Here is an 18,982-nt window from a genome sequence, read left to right on the forward strand (position 1 = left end):
CCATTCCTGCGGCTTGCTTTTGGATCGATCCCTTTAGAAAGGAGCAACTTCCTTAGTCGTCACAATCACATCCGACGATGACGAGAAGAATGAACAATACAAGAATCAGGGTAAAGCCGTTGAACCCATTGCAACCGCTTTTGAAAAGACTGCTCATGGCTGAATACCTCCTTGTGTTTTTAGTTAGGCAGCAATACAGGATATGTGAGCGATGTCTTTTTGGTCTTAGGCGAATGTCCCGTATTTCGGGAGAATCCTGGTGATCGGGATTCTCTCTTTTTATTTGTCTTCATATTCCTTTATGATTTTTTTACCAAGCGCCAGGCCATATTTTCATATAATAGAAAATAGTCAAAGTTTTTTTATCAGAGAATTGAGATTCGGGGGAACGATCAAACATGCAGCCAATCGCAGAAACCAAAAGGGTGAGGCGGATCTATGGCAAAGGGGATGCTGCTGTGCACGCCTTGCGGGATGTGACGATGCAGATACCCAGGGGACGTCTGCTGGTGCTGAAAGGGCGCTCCGGTTCTGGTAAAACGACGCTGTTAAACCTGCTCGGCGGGTTGGATCGGCCGACAGAGGGCGAGATTTTCTTTGAAGGCAACGAGATCGGACGTCTGTCTGACGGACAGAGGACCGAGCTTCGTCGGCGAAATATGGGTTTCATTTTTCAATCGTTCGGCCTGCTGCCGCTAATGTCTGCGGCTGAGAACGTCGAATTCGGCCTCAGGCTGGCCGGCGTCCCGAAGGAACAATGGAAGCAGCGAATTCAGGAATCGCTGGAGCTGGTCGGGTTGACAAAACGGGCTTCCCACCGGCCGTTTGAAATGTCGGGAGGCGAACAGCAGCGGTGTGCCATCGCCCGTGCCATTGCTCATCGTCCAAGCCTCGTTTTGGCGGACGAACCCACCGCGGAACTGGACAGCCGAATGGGCCTGACCATAAGCCGAATGTTTCGGGACATGGTACGGCAGGAGGGAATGACGATTGTCATGACGACACACGATCCGGCAATCATGGAGGTGGCAGACGATGTATACGCGCTGGAAGACGGAGAAATCAGCCGATATGAAGAAGAAACCAACTAAAACGAGGCATATTGCCGCTGTGTTGGCGACCGGCGTGCTGCTTGCCGGCTGCTCACTCTTTCCAAACGAAGAGGCCGTGCTTGCACCGCCGCTTGTGGAGCCCGCTGTGGTCAACTACGAGGTGGCCAAGGTGGAGAGAGCGACGCTGGTAAAAAGCGTGAAAGGCAGCAGCACGTTCACGGCTACGGAAAAGAAAGAACTCTACTTTAAGGATCCGAAAGGGCGGCTCAAGTCCTTTTTGGTTAAAAGCGGGGATGCCGTGAAAAAGGGACAGGTGCTGGCAGAACTGGACGCTGGCGATTTGGAGCACGAAATCAAGGTGGCCAAATACGAGTTGGACAAGGCCAAACTGGAGCTGATGGCCGTTCAGCAGGACAACCGGTACGAAGTGGAAGCGGTCAGACTGGATGTCCAGAAGGCGGAGATGAACGCCAAGGTCATGGGGACCAAGCTGGCAGTCATGGAGTTGGAAAAGGCGAAGCTGAAGCTGCAGGAATTACAGGACACGAAGCAGCAGGAGTATCAGATCCAAAAGGCCAAACTAAACATCCGCGCAAAAGAACTGGAGCTGGCTCATTTGCAAAAAGCGTGGGAAGAGACCCGGCTGGTCTCGCCGATCGACGGCATCGTGATGTTTGTCAGCAATGAACAGGTAGGGGACGAAATTGACCCGTACCAGTCGCTGGTCACGGTGGGTGATCCGCATAAGCTGCTAATCCTGTATACGGCGGCCAACGGGGACGCCATCAAGGATGTGGACATCGGCATGAAGGCAACCATCACCCTGAAGGACAAGACAAAGGGGGAAGGAAGGGTGGTGCAAACACCGCGCAATGTGCCGTCAGGCCTCCCGGAAGATCTGGCTGACTTGTATCAGCGCAGCTTGTTGATCTTGCCGAATCAGCTGCCCGAGACGGCAGAGATCGGATCGCCTGCAGACATTGAGGTCGTGATCCAGAAACGGGAGAACACGCTGTTGATCCCTCGCCGGGCCCTGCGCGATTTCTCCGGCCGCCAGTTTGTCCAGGTGCTGGATGGCAAAAGCAAGAAGGAAGTGGACGTAGAGGTAGGCGTTCAAACGTCAACAGCCGTGGAAATCCTCAGCGGACTGCAAGAAGGCCAGCTGGTGATTCTGGACTAGGGGGATGTGGGGACCATGGCAATGTTGTACATGATTGTGCGCAAGATGTGGAACAACCGTTGGCTGGTGACAAGCCTGCTCCTCGGTCTGGTCATTGCCGTTTCGCTGGTATCCAGCATACCCGCCTTCACGTCCGGCGTACTGCAGCGGGTGCTGGTCAAAGATCTGGAGGAATACCAAAAGCGCGTCAAACAATTCCCCGGGGGACTGATTGTCTCTCTTGATTTCAACAAGGTTAAACCGGACAGTTTGGCGATCATCGAGCAAATGGAGCAGTTCGTGCAGGAGGAGATCATCGATCGGCTGGATGTGCCGATCTATCAAAAGGTAACGCTCCTGCAGACGGTTCCTTTTGAGGATGCTCAGAACAGCGGCAGTGCCTCCCTTCGTGCACTTGGAGGCATTGAGGAGCATATCACGGTCTTAGACGGCAGACTGCCCAGCCGTCAACCGATCGACGGCGTATTCGAAGCGCTGGTGACCGAAGGGGCGCTGAAAAAGCGCAGCATGGTGCTGAATACGGTGTTCGAATTGACCACAAAGGAAGCAGGCGGAATGCGCATTCGGGTAAAACCGGTCGGCGTGTTTACGGAAAAACAGGGGAACGATCCGTACTGGTTCACACCCGCAGCAGAGTACAACAACAGCTTTCTGATCGATGAACGGCTTTTTCGCGAGGCGTTCATGCAGCAGCACAGCTTGCTTTCCTCCGCCCGTCTCTACACGGCCTTTCAGTACCACGCCATGAAGGTGACGGACAAGGACAAGCTGCTATCCGTGGAGCCCTCACTGGAACAGGAACTGGAGCGCATCGGGCTGCAATCGTCGGAGTACAGCATCCGTTTTCCCGTTACCAGCATCGTCAACAAATACGATGAGAAGCGGGAGCAGTTCCAGACCATACTGTGGTCGCTCTATGTTCCTGTGTTCGTTATGCTGGCGCTCTACCTGATCATGGTGGCAGGCCTGATTATTGAACGGCAGCGGACGGAAATCGCGGTGCTGGGCAGCCGTGGAGCTTCTCGCAGGCAGATCTTTTTCATTTACCTGGTGGAAATGCTCATACTGGGCGGCACGGCTTTTCTCATCGGCCCGTTTTTAGGGGCGATGGTGAGCCGGCTTCTTGGCGTGTCAAACGGCTTTCTCGAATTTGTAAACCGCACGGGTCTGCCGGTGGAGATGTCCAGGGAGGTATTTATCTACGCCTTTTGGACGGTTTTGGCTTGTAACTGCCTTGTTCTCACCGCCGTTTTCTTTGCCACTCGGCAAAATATCGTCAGCCACAAACAGCAGGCAGCGCGAATGGCTGGAACAGCGGTCTGGCACAAGCTCTATCTGGATATCCTGCTGCTGCTCGTCTCCTGGTACGGCTGGTACTCCTACCGCAAGACCGTGGAAGACATGAAGGTCGTGAAAGAGCATGCGGGCCTGCTGCAGATAGACATGCTGCTGTTTTTTGTTCCCGTTCTCTTCACGCTGGGCTTTGGTTTGCTCTGTCTGCGGTTGTATCCGTGGCTGATCCGGGCAATCTTTTGGGGAGGCAAACGATTTTGGTCGACGCCGATGTTCGTCACGCTGGTTCAGGTGGGACGTTCTGCCCGACAGTACCAATTTCTCATGATGTTTGTCGCCATGACTGTCGCGGTTGGCATGTACAGCGCCAGCACGGCACGAACGATCAACCAGAATGCGGAGGAGCGGCTGCGCTACGAAAATGGCGCAGATGTACGCATGAAGGTTGAATGGCAAAACGACCAGCCTGTCATGCTGCTGCACCGCGGTGCCAAGAGCGGTGGAGAAGGAGAGCGGCTGGAGGAGCCGAAAAAACCGCCAGTCAAGTACGTGGAACCGGATTTTCAGCTGTTTGCCCGACTTCCCGGCGTTGAGCATGCGGCCAAGGTGTTTGTCAAAGATACGGCCGAATCGATCCGTAACGGCAAAACCTTGTCCAATGTGAAACTGATGGCGGTTGAACCAAAGGAGTTCGCGCTTACCGCCTGGTTTAAACCGGGACTGTTGCCCCACCACTTTTATGAGTACGCGAACCTGTTGGCAAAAGAGCCCGGGGCGGTTCTCATCTCCCGCAGCGTCGCGGAACAGTTGAAGGTGTCACCGGGCCAAACCATTGAACTGGGGTGGAAGGATGCCCGTCCGGCGGAGTTTGTCGTGTACGCAGTCCTGGACTACTGGCCGGGATGGAATCCTCATCCGGTTACGGACCAGTACGGTCGGACGGAAGAGCAGATGCTGGTGGTGGCCAATCTGCCGTTCGTGCAGGACAGGATGCGTGTGGAACCGTACGAGGTGTGGATGAAGCTGAAGCCGGGTGCGACTGCGGAGGCGCTATACAGCGGAATCAAACAGGCCAACTTGCGGGTCACAGACGTTTCCAACGTGTCGCAAAAGCTGATCGAACTGAAAACGAGCGCTTTTTACCTCGGGCTGAACGGCTCGCTTACCTTGGGCTTCTTGCTGTCGATGCTCATCACTTTTACGGGTTACCTGATGTACTGGGTGCTGACGCTGGGTTCGCGCAAGCTGCAGTACGGCGTCTTTCGGGCAATGGGCCTGTCGTTTCCGCAGTTGGTGCGGATCCTCGCCTGGGAGCAGGCGCTTACGTTTGGCGCTGCCTTTCTGCTCGGCATTGCCGGCGGCAAGCTGTGCAACACCCTGTTTTTGCCGGCGCTGGGGATCTACCTGGAGGCGGGCGATCAGGTACCGCCGTTTGCGATTGTCTCCCGCACCGCTGATGAGCTGGTGATCTACGGGTTTGTCGGCGTGACGCTTGCGGTGGGCATCGCGATTCTGGCTGCGCTTTTGTCGCGTTTGCAGATTCATCAGGCCGTAAAGCTGGGGGAGGATTGACCGGGATGATCGTCTGTGAAAATCTGGTGAAAATTTACAAGGCAGCCGATTTGGAAGTAGTTGCTTTGCAGGGATTGGATCTGAAGGTGGAGTCCGGGGAACTGATGGGGATCATCGGGAACAGCGGCAGCGGCAAATCCACGCTGCTGAACATGCTGGGCGGACTGGATCGACCATCCGCGGGCAAGCTGTTTGTGGACGGCAAGGACCTGTTTCGCCTGTCCACCGCCGAACTGGTGGAGTACAAGCTGCGAACGGTCGGCTTTGTCTGGCAAAACAACGCACGCAATCTGATTCCGTACCTCACGGCTCTGCAAAACGTGGAGCTGCCGATGCTGCTCGGCGGCAAGCGCAAGCGGGAGCGCGCCAAGGAACTGTTGGAGATGGTGGGGCTGGGTCATCGCATGAAGAATCAATTGAACCAGCTGTCAGGGGGCGAGCAGCAGCGTGTCGCCATCGCCATTGCGCTGGCCAATCAACCGAAGCTGCTGCTGGCGGACGAGCCAACGGGAAGTGTGGATACCAAAACGGCGGCCATGATCTTGGACATTTTTCAGGAACTGAACCGCACATTGGGATTGACCGTCGTCATCGTGACCCATGACATGCAGTTGGCCCGCAAAGTGGACCGGGTCATCGCCATTCGCGACGGAAAGACTTCCAGCGAGCTGCTGCGGCGAAAGGCCGAACACACGGAGGAACTGGAAACGGGTGAGGAGCCGCAGGAACACGAAGAGCTGGCCGTACTGGACCAGGCCGGACGGCTGCAGATTCCCCGCGAATACCTGCAGGCGATCGGAGCGGACGGCAAGCTGCGGATCGAACTGGAGGACGGACTTATTTTGCTTTTGCCGCCGCATCCGCGCACCTGATCCGTCAGTGGATGGAAAAAAGCCGGTGCCAAAAGGATTTCTTGCGCTGTTCGTCCTTCAGTTTGGCCAGCTGCACCTTGGTTTCGAGGATGTCGTTCATCGCCTTGGTCAAACGGCGATCCCGTTCCTTTAAATTGATGCTGATGTATTTTTCCTGTTTTTCCAGCCTCTCCATCAGGGCCAGGTGAAAGGAGTCCTGCTTCTGGATGTGCTGGGCAAGCGCGGTTACCTTTTCTTCCAACAGATCGTAACGGGGCGCGGCAGCAGTACGCGGGGCTAGTGCCGCTGCTGTAGCCAGCCGCGTTTCTGTCTGCACCCGAGTACCTGTGCGCTTGATGATGAGGGCAGCCGCTTCTTCCAGAGGCATCATCTGCTGCTTGGTCAGTTTCTGGAACGTTCTCAGGGCGGAGGCGTCTGCCTGACGAAATTCCCGGCGGTTTTGGGCGTCGCGCTGGAACCGGTATCCGTGCTGTTCCAGCAGCATGCACCATTTGCGAAGCGTGCTTCCGCCGATACCCAGCGACTCTGCCAGTTCGCGGCTGGAGTAGGTTTTTTCCCTGGCAACCAACTCAATCACCATGTTTTCCCTCATCACCGTTCCCCCTTTGCAATACGTTCCAGGCTGTGGAATCATTCTCTTATAGCCTTTCTGTAAGGGCAGGGAAACTCCTGTCTGTAACCGTGCGACATTTTCTAGCACCAATCGTCGTCATTAGGAGGTTTCTGACATGAAAAACCTGTTGCTGGGAGCAAGCGCCTGTAACAATTGGACGTGTGCGCCTTGCAGCCAGGAGAATCGCTCGGGCTGGCAATTTGTTCCTGAATCTTCCATCCGTGTGGTATAATCTATTTTGTACCGAACGTAATTGAAACCGATAGAAAGCGAGGTAGATCCCATGCTGGAGATTCAGTATCACGGTCATTCCTGCGTACAGATCACAAGTGAAGGACATTCCCTCATCATTGACCCGTTTCTTTCCGGGAATCCGCAAGCAACTACCCGAGTGGCCGACATTCAGGTACAGTACATACTGCTGACGCACGGACATCAGGATCACATCCTGGATGCCGTGGAGCTGGCCAAACAAAACGACGCCACAATCGTGGCGACCTGGGAGCTGGCCAACTACCTCAGCTGGCAGGGAGCGAAGGTGATGGCGCTCAATCTGGGCGGCTCGGCTGCTTTTCCATTCGGCCGGGTAAAGATGACACAAGCGTTCCACAGCTCCGGCGTGATCTTGGATGATCAACAGCAAATCGTATACATGGGGATGCCCGGCGGTTTTCTCGTCACCATCGGCGGCAAGACCCTCTACCACGCGGGAGATACCGGCTTGTTTGGCGATATGAAGCTGATCGGAGACCTCAATCCGATTGACGTTGCGTTTCTGCCGATCGGCGACGTCTTCACCATGGGGCCAGACGACGCGGTTACGGCAGCCGAATGGGTGAAACCAAAGCTTGTCGTGCCGATTCACTACAATACGTTCCCCCCGATTCAACAGGACGGGGATGCATTTGTCGCCCGGCTCGCCTCCAAGCACATCGAAGGGAAAGCCATGAAACCCGGCGAGGTCATCCGCCTGTAACGAACAGGAAAAGAAAACACAGCTGACCCGAGAAGGAATCGGCTGTGTTTTTTGTGTCTTTACAGTCCCTCCACAAGGCGGGCGGCCCGCTTTGCCGCTTGGCTGAGCACGTCCTCGACAGAGAGGGTCAACAGCTGGCGGTTTCGCATTACCGTCTGTCCGTTGATGATGACGGTATCGACGTCAGCGCCGGTTGCACTGTAGGCGAGGAGTGAATACAGGTTGTGGGCAGGCTGCAGGTGGGGCTTGTTCAGATCGAGCAGAATGACGTCCGCCTTTTTCCCTGCCACAAGCGTTCCCACCTCATGGTCGATGCCGAGCAGCTTTGCGCTTTCGATTGTTGCCATCCGCAGGGCATGCTCTGCCGGCAGCCGGGTAGGATCTCCGTAGTCCAGCTTTTGCAGCCAGGTAGCCGCCTTGATCTCGGCAAACATGTCCAGCGTGGTGGCGCTGCCCGCGCCGTCCGTGCCCAGCCCGACGGCGATGCCCTGCTGATGGAAGTCAGTCACTGGCGAGATTCCGCAGCCCAGTTTCAGGTTGCTGACAGGATTGTGGGCCACGCCGCCCCTCATCCCCCGCAGGTAACCGATATCTTTCCGCGTCAGGTGGACGCTGTGGGCCAGGAGTACGTGGTTGTGTTCAAACAGTCCGAGATGGTAGAGGTATTCGGTCGGCGTCTGGTTGTATTTGTCGCGGATTTTCACTACCTCTTCCTTTGTTTCCGCCAGGTGAATGTGGATCGGCACCCTGCGCTGACGAGCCAGGGCGATCACCTCTGACAGCGGTTCCGGCGGGCAGGTGTAGGGCGCATGCGGTCCAAACATCGTGGTGATCCGGCCGTCACCCGAACCGCTCCATTTGTCCACCAGATCGATTGCTTCCTGCATCCGCTTCCCCCCGTCGTCCTCGAAAAAGACCAAACCTCGCGTCAGCGAAGCGCGCATGCCGCTGTCCAAAACCGCCTGGCCCACGGCATCCATGTGGATGTACATGTCGGCAAACGAGGTGGTTCCGGACTGAATCATCTCTGTGATGGCCAGCAGCGCTCCCCAGTAGACGTCTTCTTCGTTCATTCTCGATTCGGCGGGGAGCATTTTTTTCTCCAGCCAGTCCATCAGCTTCAGGTCGTCGGAAAAACCGCGCAAAAGCGACATCGGCGTGTGGTTGTGGGCGTTGATCAATCCGGGCATGGCCGCCATGTGACGGGCGTCGATCACTTCGTCTGCCGGACTGTCGATGACGGGTGCGACGGCCTCAATCCTTTCTCCCCGGATCAGCAGGTCGCCGACGAACGGCTCCTGCCCTGTGCACATTGTCAAGATTCTCGCACCTTTTATTAATCGAGTCTTCATGCATATCCTCCTCTTCAGGCTGTGAGAAGAAGTGTAAGCCTTGACGCAGCGGCAAGGTCAACTGAAATATTATTTAATAATTTGCAATTGACGAAAGAAATAATGCTTCCTAAAATAGAAGGTAAGAATTGGAATGAAAGCGGTGTCAACAATGCTAAATGGAGGTCTCGTCAGCTTACAGGCAATTCTGGACGAGTTGAAGCCGTCTGAGCGGAAAGTAGCCGATTATATCCTGGCCCACCCCCAAGACGTGGTAAAACTGTCGGTACAAAAACTGGCCGAGCTGAGCGGAGTGTCGGAAGCGACCATCATCCGCCTGGCCAGGTCGCTGAACATGAAAGGGTATCAGGAGCTGAAGCTGCGAATCGCCGGCGATTTGAACAAGCAGACGGCGACAGGAAGCTATCAGGAAATCATGATGGAGGGCTCTATTGAATCCATCATGCAGGCGGTCAGCTGGAACAACATCCAGTCCATTCAGGATACGCTGTCGGTGCTGTCCAGAGAAGAGGTGGAGCGTGCGGCTGAGGCGATGTCCCGGGCAAGAAAGATCGATGTTTACGGTGTCGGGGCATCGGCCGTCATCGCTTCTGACGTGAAGCAGAAATTTTCCCGCATCAATTTGTGGTGCGACGCCTACAGCGATTTCCATGCCCAGCTTACCTCCGCCGTCAGCCTGACGGATCAGGATGTAGCATTCGGCATTTCCTACTCGGGGCAGACCGAGGACGTCATTCAATCGCTGACCGAAGCCAAGCAGCAGGGGGCAACGATCATTACCCTGACCAAGTTCGGCTCCTCTCCGGTCGCCGATCTGGCGGATATCCGCCTCCACACCAGTTCCGTGGAAAAGAGCATTCGCAGCGGGGCAATGGCTTCGCGTATCGCGCAGCTGAACGTCATCGACATCTTGTTTATTACCATCATCAGCAGAAGACAGGCGGACGTTATCCCTGTCCTGGAGAAGACGCGTCTGGCCGTCAGCCGGACGAAGCGCTCCACGGACAAGTGACACTATCATGACTCAACTGTTTGAGTCTGGTATAGAGAAGGGGGATGAGTAACCAATGAAAATGTTCAAGCGGAATCGGTTGGCGGCCGTGCTGCTTTTCGCATCGGTAGCGCTGACGGCATGCGGCGGAGGCAAATCGTCGAACCCGGGTGAGGGTCAGGGACAGCAGGGGGGTAACACGAAGGATCAGGTCGTACTGCAGATGCACAGCTGGCGCGTGGAAGACACGGAAGGCTACGCCAAGGTGATCAAGGCATTCGAAGCGGAAAATCCCGGCATCAAAATCGAGTTTAAGCCGTTCAAGGCAACCGAGTACAACACGATTCTGAATACGGCGCTGCAGAGCGACAGCGGACCGGACATCATGCAGCTGCGTCCGTACGCTACCGGCATGGCATTGGCTGAAGCGGGACATCTGGAACCGCTGGACAGCGTGTCCGGAATCAGCAGCTTCTCCAAGGACGTTCTGGCGGCAGCTACGGCAAAGGACGGAAAAGTATACGGCGTCCCCCTCTCGCTCAACTCTACCCAGATTTACTACAACAAAAAAATCTTTGAGCAAAACGGATTGCAGGAGCCGAAGAGCTGGGATGAGCTGATCGCCACCGCAAAAACGCTGAAAGAGAAGGGCATCACACCGTTTGCGTTCGGATCGAAAGAAGGCTGGCTGTTGTCGCTTAGCCACGGTGTTATTGCACCGGGGACCTACAACGGAAACGCCTGGGTAGAAAAGCTGTTGAAGGGTGAAACCAGCTTCGACAGTCCTGAATTCAAGAAGTCGCTTGCGCGTATGAACGAATTGACGCCGTATTTCCCGAACAATTTCACCGGATTGGAATTGAACGATCTGCGCGCGATGTTTGCCACGGAAAAAGCGGCGATGTTCATCAACGGATCGTTTGAACTGGAAGGCATCAAAAAGCTGAATCCGGATCTCGCGCTTGATTTCTTCCCGATGCCGACAGACGAAGGCAAACAAGTGCTGACGACCTGGGTGGACGGTTCCTACGGCGTAAACGCCAAGTCAAAACACAAGGCGGAAGCCCTCAAATTCATGGAATTCATGGCTTCTGCGAAGTTTGGTGAGCTGTTTGCCAACGAGTTCAAACGCATCAGCGCCGTCCCCAATGTCTCCGCAAGCGATCCGCTGGTGAACAAAATGGCGCAGCTTTCAGGCTCCAGTTCCACCCCGTACCTGATGGTCGTAAACTTCAACGAAGGCAAGCCGACCACCAAGCAAACGCTGGAAAACGCGCTGCAAGGGATGTACCTCGGACAGCTGACTCCAGAGCAGGTGGCCCAGGAGGTACAGAAATCTGCGGAAAGCTGGTTCGCTCCGTTTAAAAAATAATCACAGAAAAAGGGAGTAAGACACCAAAACTGTTTTACTCCCTTCCTATTCAACTGAGAAAGGGGGTGAGCCGCCTTGGACACGATCAAGACGGAAAAAGCAAATAAAAACGGCCCTTCGCGATGGCTCATCCACCTATTCCCCCTGCCGGCGCTGATCATCTACGCGCTCTTTGTGATGTATCCGATTTTCTCGGCGTTTACCTACAGTCTGTACGATTGGCAGGGAATCGCCCGAGGGAGCTTTGTCGGGCTCAAGAACTTTGTCACGCTGTTTCAGACGGAGCCGTTCAACAAAATGTTCTGGAACGCCTTCGGACATAATGTCAAATACTTCCTGGTTGAACTTGTCGTACAAAACGGCATCGCCTTTGCCCTTGCCTATATCATCTATCGGAAAATCAAGGGCTCTGAGCTATTGAAGACGGCATATTTTTTTCCGCGTCTGCTGTCGGTCATCATCGTCGGGTTTTTGTGGAAGCTGATTCTTAATCCCAACTTCGGCGCGCTCAACACGCTGTTAACGAAGCTTGGTCTAAAGGAGTGGGCGAAGCCGTGGCTGGGTGACCCGGATACGGCTCTGTTGTCCATCATATTGGTCAACTGCTGGTTTGGAATCGGGTTTGCCGTGCTGATTTTCCTTGCCGGGCTGCAGTCCATTCCCGAAGAGGTAATCGAGGCGGCGCGCTTGGACGGGGCCAGCGGGCTTACACTTTTGCTGAGGATCATCATGCCGATGTGCATGCCGGCGATCACGATCATGACCGTGCTCACGTTTATTCAGGCGTTTGAGGCATTTGAACTGGTCTACGCCATGCAGGGTTCCATGGGGGAACCGTATTACTCGACGGACACCATGGCGGTGTATTTCTATCGGCTCGCATTCGGCGGTGCGGGAGCAGACTCTGTCTCCATCGGCCTGGGATCGGCACTGGCGGTTGTATTGTTTGCGATTGTCGCTTCCGTTTCTGCGGTATCCCTGTACCTGATGAGAAAGAAAGAAGTGCAGCACTAGAGAAGATGGGGGGGTCAGAGTGAAAACGAGCGTCAAAACGCGTTCCTTGCAATATCTCTTTGCCTATTTGTTCATGCTGGTTGCCGTCTACCCGGTCTTTCTCATGATCATGTCGTCCTTGAAAACAAACGCGGAGATCCTGTCCAATCCCTTGGCTCTGCCGGGCTCGCTCAGCCTCGCCCCGTACCGGAAGCTGTGGGAGGCGGTACCCATCACCGATTTCCTGGTGAACAGCATGCTGGTCAGCGCGGGATCCGTTGTGTTGATTTTGCTGGTATCGTCGATGGCTGCTTTTTACATCGCCCGCTTTTCCTTCAGGTGGAACGGACTGCTCTATTTCTTTTTCCTGCTGGGGCTGATGATCCCGATCAAGCTGGGGATTGTCCCGCTCTTTCTCTTGATGAAAGAGCTGGGTCTGCTCAACTCTCTCTGGTCGCTGATCATGGTCTATACGGCCAGCGGCATTCCCATCTCCGTCTTTATCCTGACCGGGTTCTTCCGGACGCTGCCGGTGGAGTTGGAAGAAGCAGCTCGCATCGATGGCTGCAACAACTTTCAGGTGTTTTGGCGGGTGCTGCTGCCGCTGATTCGTCCGGCGCTGGGTACGGTGATGATCATCAACTTTATCCAGGCCTGGAATGACTTTTTCTTCCCGCTGATCTTCATTCAGGAAGAATCGCTGAAGACGATACCGGTGGGCATGCTGTCGCTGTTTGGAGAGTATGAAGCGGATTGGAGCATGCTTTTTGCGGGACTGACCCTCTCTGCTTTGCCGATGATCGTCGTCTTTCTGCTGGCGTCCAAACAATTTATGGAAGGGCTGACGGCCGGTGCGGTCAAATAAACGCTTTTTCATCGGCATTGACGGAGGCGGCACCAAAACAACGGCTGCCCTATGCTGCAACCAGGGACAGATTCTGGCTCACGCGGTGGCAGATGCGTCCAATGTCCTCTCCCGTCCCTGGGACGAGGTGGAACAAACGCTGCGCCGGCTGATCGAGCAGGTCATTCGTCAGGCGGGAGCCGTCCGGGATGAGATTGATGCGATCCTGTTTGGGCTCGCGGGAGCGGATCGCCCTCAGGTAAAACGACTGATCCTGACCGCGTTTGAATACGACTTTCTGGACAAACTGCACGTGGACAATGACGCCATTCCGGCACTGTTCTCCGGTACATGGGGCGCTCCAGGGGTCGTGCTGATTGCCGGCACCGGTTCCATTGCCTACGGACTCTCCGGCAGTGGCAGGCGCTATCGCGTCGGCGGCTGGGGCTATCTGGTGGGTGACGAGGGCAGCGGCTTTGATTTGGGAAGACAGGCAGTCAGCGCGGTCATGCGGGAGTTTGACGGCAGAGGGAAGCGGACGATGCTGACGGAGCTGCTGCTTTCCCATTACGCCATCGACAGCGCGGAAGAAGTGATACATCGTTTGTACGGTGCCGCCAATCCGCGAAAGGAGCTGGCCGAAGCAAGCGTTCTCGTCGAAACGGCGGCAAAACGGGGGGACGAAGTGGCGCTCTCGCTCGTGGATCGGGCAGCGGAAGCATTGGTGGAACTGGCCAATACCTGTCGGGCTAAGACGAAGGAACCGCTGCCTGTCGTATTGGCGGGAGGGCTGCTCGCTTCCGATACGCTGCTGCGTCAACAGGTTAGGGCCGCTTCTCTGTTCGACACCGTGATCCCCGTCGTTCCTCCCGTGGTCGGTTGTTTGGTGCTTGCGCTTGAGCGGTCCGGGATTGCGGTATCGGATTTGATTCGGGCGAACTTGACGCAGAGCTGGAAGAGAAGAGGGTGAAACCGTGGGGGAAAATTTGCATGAACTGACAACGGAAATGCGCAACGAGGCGAGCGGACGCTTGGACCAGATGTCCAGCCTGGAAATCGTGACGCTGATGAACGAGGAAGATAAAAAAGTGGCTCATGCGGTGGAAAAGGTGCTTCCAGAGGTGGCGAGAGCCGTCAACCTGATTGCCGGCGCGCTGGAAAAGGGCGGACGGCTCTTTTACTTCGGCGCGGGGACCAGCGGAAGACTGGGCGTTCTCGACGCAGCCGAATGCCCGCCCACTTATGGCACAGACCCGAAGCTCGTTCAGGGGGTGATCGCCGGCGGAGCAGCTGCTTTGCTTCAGGCCATTGAAGGAGCGGAAGACTCTTCCCGGCTGGGCAGGGAAGACGTTGGGCGGTATGGCGTGCAGGCAGGGGACGTGGTCGTGGGCATCTCCGCGAGCGGAAGAACTCCGTACGTTTCAGGCGCGTTGCAGGAAGCAAAAACGCAAAAGGCGGCGACCATTTCCCTAACCTGCAACCCCGCCTCAAAAATGAGCGAAATCGTGGACGTGGCCATCAATGTCGTAGTGGGGCCGGAAGTAGTCACAGGTTCCACCCGCCTGAAAGCGGGGACTGCTACGAAAATGGTGCTCAACATGCTGACGACGGCCAGCATGGTTCATTTGGGAAAGGTGTATCGGAACCTGATGGTAAACGTTCAGGCCACCAACGAAAAGCTGAAGGAACGGGCCAGGCACATCGTCAAGGAAGTGACCGGCGTCTCCCATGCAGAAGCGGAGCAGTTGCTTACGGCAGCAGGGGGAGACGTGAGCGTTGCCATCGTGATGCAAAAAACAGGCTTGTCAGCGGAAAAGGCGGCTGATTTGCTGATCAGCGTGGGCGGTAACGTGCGCAGCGCCATTGAGCGGTCGTAGCTCTACAGGAAAACAGCAGCCCAGGCTGGATTGAGCCCGGCTGCTGTTTATTTTCGGGTGGCCGGGTGGTGACAGGCACCGATCCCACGAGCACTTCTTCCCGTGCAGGTTCTAACGGCTTCTTATGTTGATCTTTACAGACGCTTTCCCCTCATGTTTCTCCTCGGGATTCTGCTGCCTTGTAAACAGGGCGGAGAACGCACCGTGTAATCCCATCGCCCCGTATTCCGCCCGGTACTCATCGATTGTAGCGGAGCGGGCGATTTGTCCGTTCATCAGGAAAACAGCCCGGTCTGCTACCGCTTCGGCAACTTGCAAGTGATGGGTGGAGAAGATGACTGATCGTCCCTTCATTTTTATCTCTTTCACCAGGTCTACAAACGCCTCCATCCAGTAAGGATCCAGCCCGTTGGTCGGCTCGTCCAGTACAACCAGCGCCGGATCAGCCAAAATGGCTTGAGCAAACAGCAGTCGCTGCTGCATTCCCTTGGAAAAGACGGAGACTCGCTTGTTCCGAGCTTCCTCCAGTCCAACTGCACGCAACGCCATATCTGCTTCCGACGCCGTTCGACCGCGCAAAGAGGCATAAAATCGAATGGTCTCGCTGGCGGTCAGTCCGGCAGAAAAATTGAAATGGTCCGGCATATAACCGATCTGACTGAGGTATTCGACACGACGCCGCTTCCAGTCTAGGCCGTTTAGCTCTATTGTCCCTGATGAGGGTTGGGTAATCCCCACGATCATTCGCAGGATCGTGCTTTTACCGGCCCCGTTTCCGCCACAAAGGGCGACTACCTGTCCCGGTTCAATCCGTAAGTCAAACGGATGCACAATCGTTCTTCCTTTTATCACCTTTCCTACCTGTATCATTTCCAGTCCGGCTTTAGTCACGGTATCGCCTTCTTTCCCAGGAAAAAATCGCGAGCGCCATCGAACCGACGATCCAAATTGTGCAAAGGTTGATAAACCAAATGATTCCCATAGGGCTGTCAATCCAGTTGATCCACTGGTAGTATTCCGGCCCAAAGATTGAGCCTCCTCCCAATTTGACAACGGAAAAGAGACGCACAAACTCCGCCGGATTCAAGCACGTCAAGATCTGAATTGCCGGTTTTATCCATGTGTACGGAAGAAAACTCAACACAGAAATCAGCAAGGAAGGCCAGGCAAGAATAAAGAAAAACCAGATGCTGACACCAACTGTTAGCGCCTGCCACCGGTTGCCGCTAAGTGCCCCGACAATCAGAGCGATGCCAAGAAACAGCAAGACGATACAGACAGAGAAGAATAGAAAAAACAGCAGAGCGGAGACGGTAAAGCTTTTCCCGATCAGCACACCGATCAGGCCGGAAAAACCATATCCGAAACAGACGATTGAAACAAGCACCACAGCCAGTCCGATATACTTTCCCCACATAAACGCCCCCGATGTAAGCGAGTAGGTGGACAAGAGTTGCCAGCTCCCCTCTTCTTTTTCTGCCGTAACGGAAAAAGAGCCGAGCAGCATCGTCATCAATGGAAGCAGATACAGGATCAAATTGAGCATGCTCCCGGTTGTGTACGTGTATCCCTCCATGTAAGACTGGGATTGGATGATCAACAAGGCCAGAGTGAACAAAGAAAAAAGGGCCATAAATGAATACGCCCATGGGTTGCGAAACCCGATTTTGACCTCGCGTTTTGCGATTTTATCTACGTGCATGCCCGCCACTTCCTCCACTATTTGTGCGTGCTTTGCTGCTCAGAGCTTTTGTGTCCGCCATCGTGCCCCTGTTTATGCATCTTCATACTGCTTTCAAAGCTATGGCTGTCCAACTCCTGGGAAGTCATGATCACGCCGGCATGTTGTTCTTTTACAAACGATTCTGCAGTTGATTTGTCTTTGAACGAGTAAATTCCGTAGCCCATTGGTGTCTTAAAGCTTTTGTCATAGGCATAAGCGCCATTTTCCGCTTTTACCCACTCCTGTGAGTAATAATCACGAACAAACTGAACATCCACCTGTTCTTTGCCGTTTTCCTTCAACCAGCGATACATGCACCCGATATCATCAAATTTCAACGTTTTTCCGTCTTTTAGCACGATTTCCGTCGCATGATGGTCATTGGCAATGTGCATGTGACATACTTCACATTTATCAACGCCCTCCGCTATGTCAACCGGCTGTGCCTCTTGCTTGCCGCATCCCGCCATCAGTACGGAAATGGTCATCAGCGCTACGAACACCATCCACAGTTTTTTCATTTCCTTCTCACCCCTACATACATGTTTAAACAGGTTCCCAAGATCAACAGCGTACTGAGTCCGAGTAGCTCTACATGCTGGACCGGCTCTGGGCTCTCCATTTGCGCCAATGCCGGTCTCATCAACGGGGCCTCGTCCCTGATCGTCGTCCCCGAACCGGTAGTAAACAACCCTTCCAAAAAAACAAATCCGGGGGCTTGAAAGAACAGTTGATACGGCGGTACTGCTTCGGTCAAGGCCAGGAAGAACGGATTCATTTCGTACGGGAGATTGCTTTGACCGTCTTCATCCAGATCGATGCCCTGCATGTTATCCCAGTAGTTGCCGTCCAGCTTGTTGTTCTTGCTGTCTTGGGCTTGGGCTTGAATGACGTTGGAAACAAAATCGTTTTTCGTCACGACATTTTCCGACGATTCTCTTACCTGCATGCCGATAAAGTTCTGTTTGATTTGGTTCCCCAGAAAGCGGTTGCCGCTGGATTTTTCCACATACATGCCAACGCGATTTCCCTCGATCCTGTTGCTTACGATCTGCGAGTCCGTGACATCAAACAGGAGGATTCCCTGGGAGTTGGGATTATCGCTCTGTTTGACAAAACGGTTGTCGCGCACCACAGCTTTCGTCGTTTCCATCAGCATGGCTCCCGTCACGTTTTGGCTCCCCGTATTGTGCAGTAACCACATGTTTTCCACACCCATAAAGTGATAGCCGTAGCGGGATCTTTCCACGCGATTGTTTTCGATATAGTTAAAATTACTATTCTCCAAATAAATTCCGTCAAACATGTTGTCAACGCTGCTGGACACAATCCGGTTCCGATGGGACTGGTCCAAATCAATGCCGTTTCCTTTTTTGACCGGATCCACCAGACGTTTTGCCGCGTCTTTCCCTGTCGGGTTTGCCTGATCGCCGTGATTGTGCCCTCCGCTATAGTAGGGTTGCTCACTGTCTTCCACTTTTCCCACCACACGCAGCTCCCGCAAGGTATTGTCGTGCGCATCCCGCAGCTGGATTCCTGTCCCCATCGTTTCAATCGTAATGCGCTCCAAGACATTATGGCTCCCCTTGACGACCAGAGACGCATTGGATCCGTTCAAACGGGTGTCCACGATATGAATGCCCCGAACCGTGACGCGATCGGAGAGGATGGTCATGACGCTCTCACTGCCGGTACTGATGATCTCAACTGTACCCTGCGCTTGTAAAACGACGGGATGCTCAACCCGAATCGGTCCTTCATATTTTCCTGCTGGGATGGTTATGGTTTCGCCTGGCTTTGCCTGATCAACCATAGCCTGCAAGGATATTGGAGCAGCGGTAGCAATCCCGAGTCCGGAAAGCGTCCAAACGGCGATCGCTGTCACCAACAGAAGGCGGTGAATGCTGCGGTTGTTCCCTTTCCTGAACAGGTTTTCTCCCCCCTTGTTTTTAGCCTTGATACCTACACTCACAGAATATCAATTCTCGGTCCGTTTGAAATGACTCGACCGGGCTAGTAAATTTGACGAAATCAGTAACGTTTCCTGTTTTGACAACTCCATGCGTGGGGGAGCCGAGGATGATCACGAGCAAAAATTTGGAAACGCCTGATTGAAATTGGAAAGATAGGATGTATAATAGGAACTACAATAAAATATTTTGTCAAACGAAAATTCTTCGAAAAGGCAAACCCGTTGAAAGATGGGGACGCAAAGCCACGGGTCTAAGGTGTTCGCTAAGATGGCCGGGTTACCGAAAGGTTTTTTCACTGT

The 18,982-nt window shown here is 54.4% G+C and carries 18 protein-coding genes and 1 riboswitch; of the genes, 11 read left to right on the forward strand and 7 right to left on the reverse strand.

The genetic code is table 11. From position 1 onward, the window contains the following. Positions 1-52: 52 nt before the first annotated feature. A complete protein-coding gene (locus tag ACE99V_RS01850; RefSeq protein WP_400489439.1) occupies positions 53-157 on the reverse strand; it encodes a YjcZ family sporulation protein in 105 nt (34 codons plus the stop codon). Positions 158-398: 241 nt separating this feature from the next. Here ACE99V_RS01850 and ACE99V_RS01855 point away from each other — a divergent pair, with 241 nt between their 5' ends. Genes ACE99V_RS01855 through ACE99V_RS01870 form a run of 4 tightly spaced genes read left to right on the forward strand, consistent with a single transcriptional unit; the run spans position 399 to position 5,969 of the window. After that, complete coding sequence (locus ACE99V_RS01855) at positions 399-1,091, forward strand: ABC transporter ATP-binding protein (protein ID WP_400489440.1); 693 nt, start codon at positions 399-401, stop codon at positions 1,089-1,091. Then, the gene (locus ACE99V_RS01860) at positions 1,036-2,232 is read left to right on the forward strand and encodes an efflux RND transporter periplasmic adaptor subunit (RefSeq protein ID WP_400489441.1); all 1,197 of its coding nucleotides are present in this window, start codon (positions 1,036-1,038) and stop codon (positions 2,230-2,232) included. The genes ACE99V_RS01855 and ACE99V_RS01860 overlap by 56 nt, the downstream gene beginning before the upstream one ends. A 15-nt stretch (positions 2,233-2,247) precedes the next feature. Next, positions 2,248-5,097: an ABC transporter permease gene (locus ACE99V_RS01865; RefSeq protein WP_400489442.1), complete on the forward strand. Its 2,850-nt coding sequence runs from the start codon at positions 2,248-2,250 to the stop codon at positions 5,095-5,097. Between the two features lie 5 nt (positions 5,098-5,102). Beyond that, positions 5,103-5,969 (forward strand): ABC transporter ATP-binding protein, encoded by an 867-nt coding sequence (locus tag ACE99V_RS01870; RefSeq protein WP_400489443.1) that lies wholly within the window; start codon positions 5,103-5,105, stop codon positions 5,967-5,969. A 4-nt stretch (positions 5,970-5,973) separates the two neighbouring features. Here the strand turns inward: ACE99V_RS01870 and ACE99V_RS01875 are convergent, their stop codons facing one another. After that, the gene (locus ACE99V_RS01875) at positions 5,974-6,561 is read right to left on the reverse strand and encodes a DUF3967 domain-containing protein (RefSeq protein ID WP_400489444.1); all 588 of its coding nucleotides are present in this window, start codon (positions 6,559-6,561) and stop codon (positions 5,974-5,976) included. 304 nt (positions 6,562-6,865) lie between these two features. Between ACE99V_RS01875 and ACE99V_RS01880 the strand changes: the two genes are divergently transcribed. Then, entirely contained in the window at positions 6,866-7,558 is a 693-nt protein-coding gene (locus tag ACE99V_RS01880; RefSeq protein ID WP_400489445.1) for a metal-dependent hydrolase, read from the forward strand. 59 nt (positions 7,559-7,617) lie between these two features. Here ACE99V_RS01880 and ACE99V_RS01885 read toward each other — a convergent pair whose 3' ends face one another. Next, positions 7,618-8,910 carry an amidohydrolase gene (locus tag ACE99V_RS01885; RefSeq protein WP_400489446.1) on the reverse strand — a complete coding sequence of 431 codons (1,293 nt, stop codon included), beginning with the start codon at positions 8,908-8,910 and terminating at the stop codon, positions 7,618-7,620. 151 nt (positions 8,911-9,061) lie between these two features. Between ACE99V_RS01885 and ACE99V_RS01890 the strand changes: the two genes are divergently transcribed. The 6 genes from ACE99V_RS01890 to murQ all read left to right on the forward strand — a co-directional run bounded on the left by ACE99V_RS01890 (position 9,062) and on the right by murQ (position 14,987). Beyond that, positions 9,062-9,922 (forward strand): MurR/RpiR family transcriptional regulator, encoded by an 861-nt coding sequence (locus tag ACE99V_RS01890; RefSeq protein ID WP_491624835.1) that lies wholly within the window; start codon positions 9,062-9,064, stop codon positions 9,920-9,922. 55 nt (positions 9,923-9,977) lie between these two features. Continuing rightward, on the forward strand, positions 9,978-11,273 hold the full coding sequence (locus ACE99V_RS01895; protein WP_400489447.1) for an ABC transporter substrate-binding protein: 1,296 nt from the start codon (positions 9,978-9,980) through the stop codon (positions 11,271-11,273). Positions 11,274-11,450: 177 nt separating this feature from the next. After that, the gene (locus ACE99V_RS01900) at positions 11,451-12,287 is read left to right on the forward strand and encodes a carbohydrate ABC transporter permease (protein WP_400489532.1); all 837 of its coding nucleotides are present in this window, start codon (positions 11,451-11,453) and stop codon (positions 12,285-12,287) included. 73 nt (positions 12,288-12,360) lie between these two features. Continuing rightward, the gene (locus ACE99V_RS01905) at positions 12,361-13,131 is read left to right on the forward strand and encodes a carbohydrate ABC transporter permease (RefSeq protein WP_400489533.1); all 771 of its coding nucleotides are present in this window, start codon (positions 12,361-12,363) and stop codon (positions 13,129-13,131) included. Continuing rightward, entirely contained in the window at positions 13,118-14,080 is a 963-nt protein-coding gene (locus ACE99V_RS01910; RefSeq protein ID WP_400489448.1) for an N-acetylglucosamine kinase, read from the forward strand. The genes ACE99V_RS01905 and ACE99V_RS01910 overlap by 14 nt, the downstream gene beginning before the upstream one ends. A gap of 4 nt (positions 14,081-14,084) precedes the next feature. Continuing rightward, a complete protein-coding gene (murQ, locus tag ACE99V_RS01915; RefSeq protein WP_400489449.1) occupies positions 14,085-14,987 on the forward strand; it encodes an N-acetylmuramic acid 6-phosphate etherase in 903 nt (300 codons plus the stop codon). Between the two features lie 111 nt (positions 14,988-15,098). Here the strand turns inward: murQ and ACE99V_RS01920 are convergent, their stop codons facing one another. The 4 genes from ACE99V_RS01920 to ACE99V_RS01935 are packed head-to-tail and all read right to left on the reverse strand — an operon-like array spanning position 15,099 to position 18,682. Further along, on the reverse strand, positions 15,099-15,857 hold the full coding sequence (locus ACE99V_RS01920; RefSeq protein ID WP_400489534.1) for an ABC transporter ATP-binding protein: 759 nt from the start codon (positions 15,855-15,857) through the stop codon (positions 15,099-15,101). A 13-nt stretch (positions 15,858-15,870) separates the two neighbouring features. After that, positions 15,871-16,689, reverse strand: coding sequence for an ABC transporter permease (locus ACE99V_RS01925; protein ID WP_400489450.1), 819 nt, complete (start codon positions 16,687-16,689; stop codon positions 15,871-15,873). A 17-nt stretch (positions 16,690-16,706) separates the two neighbouring features. After that, positions 16,707-17,231 (reverse strand): nitrous oxide reductase accessory protein NosL, encoded by a 525-nt coding sequence (locus ACE99V_RS01930; protein ID WP_400489451.1) that lies wholly within the window; start codon positions 17,229-17,231, stop codon positions 16,707-16,709. Continuing rightward, entirely contained in the window at positions 17,228-18,682 is a 1,455-nt protein-coding gene (locus ACE99V_RS01935) for a right-handed parallel beta-helix repeat-containing protein (protein WP_400489452.1), read from the reverse strand. Before ACE99V_RS01935 ends, ACE99V_RS01930 begins: the two co-directional genes overlap by 4 nt. Before the next feature lie 202 nt (positions 18,683-18,884). Continuing rightward, positions 18,885-18,967: riboswitch (cyclic di-GMP riboswitch) on the forward strand. The last annotated feature ends 15 nt before the right edge of the window (positions 18,968-18,982 follow it).

The sequence above is a fragment of the Brevibacillus soli genome, assembly GCF_044759095.2.
In the GTDB taxonomy this organism is placed as follows: Bacteria; Bacillota; Bacilli; order Brevibacillales; family Brevibacillaceae; genus JBIYSM02.

Excerpts from the sequence above, each read along its gene's own strand:
- ACE99V_RS01850 (WP_400489439.1), bottom strand. The coding sequence starts at position 157 with ATGAGCAGTCTTTTCAAAAGCGGTTGCAATGGGTTCAACGGCTTTACC.
- ACE99V_RS01885 (WP_400489446.1), bottom strand. The coding sequence starts at position 8,910 with ATGAAGACTCGATTAATAAAAGGTGCGAGAATCTTGACAATGTGCACA.
- ACE99V_RS01930 (WP_400489451.1), bottom strand. The coding sequence starts at position 17,231 with ATGAAAAAACTGTGGATGGTGTTCGTAGCGCTGATGACCATTTCCGTA.
- ACE99V_RS01890 (WP_491624835.1), top strand. The coding sequence starts at position 9,062 with ATGCTAAATGGAGGTCTCGTCAGCTTACAGGCAATTCTGGACGAGTTG.
- ACE99V_RS01860 (WP_400489441.1), top strand. The coding sequence starts at position 1,036 with ATGTATACGCGCTGGAAGACGGAGAAATCAGCCGATATGAAGAAGAAA.
- ACE99V_RS01855 (WP_400489440.1), top strand. The coding sequence starts at position 399 with ATGCAGCCAATCGCAGAAACCAAAAGGGTGAGGCGGATCTATGGCAAA.
- ACE99V_RS01920 (WP_400489534.1), bottom strand. The coding sequence starts at position 15,857 with ATGATACAGGTAGGAAAGGTGATAAAAGGAAGAACGATTGTGCATCCG.
- ACE99V_RS01870 (WP_400489443.1), top strand. The coding sequence starts at position 5,103 with ATGATCGTCTGTGAAAATCTGGTGAAAATTTACAAGGCAGCCGATTTG.
- ACE99V_RS01925 (WP_400489450.1), bottom strand. The coding sequence starts at position 16,689 with ATGCACGTAGATAAAATCGCAAAACGCGAGGTCAAAATCGGGTTTCGC.
- ACE99V_RS01905 (WP_400489533.1), top strand. The coding sequence starts at position 12,361 with ATGCTGGTTGCCGTCTACCCGGTCTTTCTCATGATCATGTCGTCCTTG.
- ACE99V_RS01865 (WP_400489442.1), top strand. The coding sequence starts at position 2,248 with ATGGCAATGTTGTACATGATTGTGCGCAAGATGTGGAACAACCGTTGG.
- ACE99V_RS01895 (WP_400489447.1), top strand. The coding sequence starts at position 9,978 with ATGAAAATGTTCAAGCGGAATCGGTTGGCGGCCGTGCTGCTTTTCGCA.
- ACE99V_RS01900 (WP_400489532.1), top strand. The coding sequence starts at position 11,451 with ATGTATCCGATTTTCTCGGCGTTTACCTACAGTCTGTACGATTGGCAG.
- ACE99V_RS01880 (WP_400489445.1), top strand. The coding sequence starts at position 6,866 with ATGCTGGAGATTCAGTATCACGGTCATTCCTGCGTACAGATCACAAGT.
- ACE99V_RS01875 (WP_400489444.1), bottom strand. The coding sequence starts at position 6,561 with ATGAGGGAAAACATGGTGATTGAGTTGGTTGCCAGGGAAAAAACCTAC.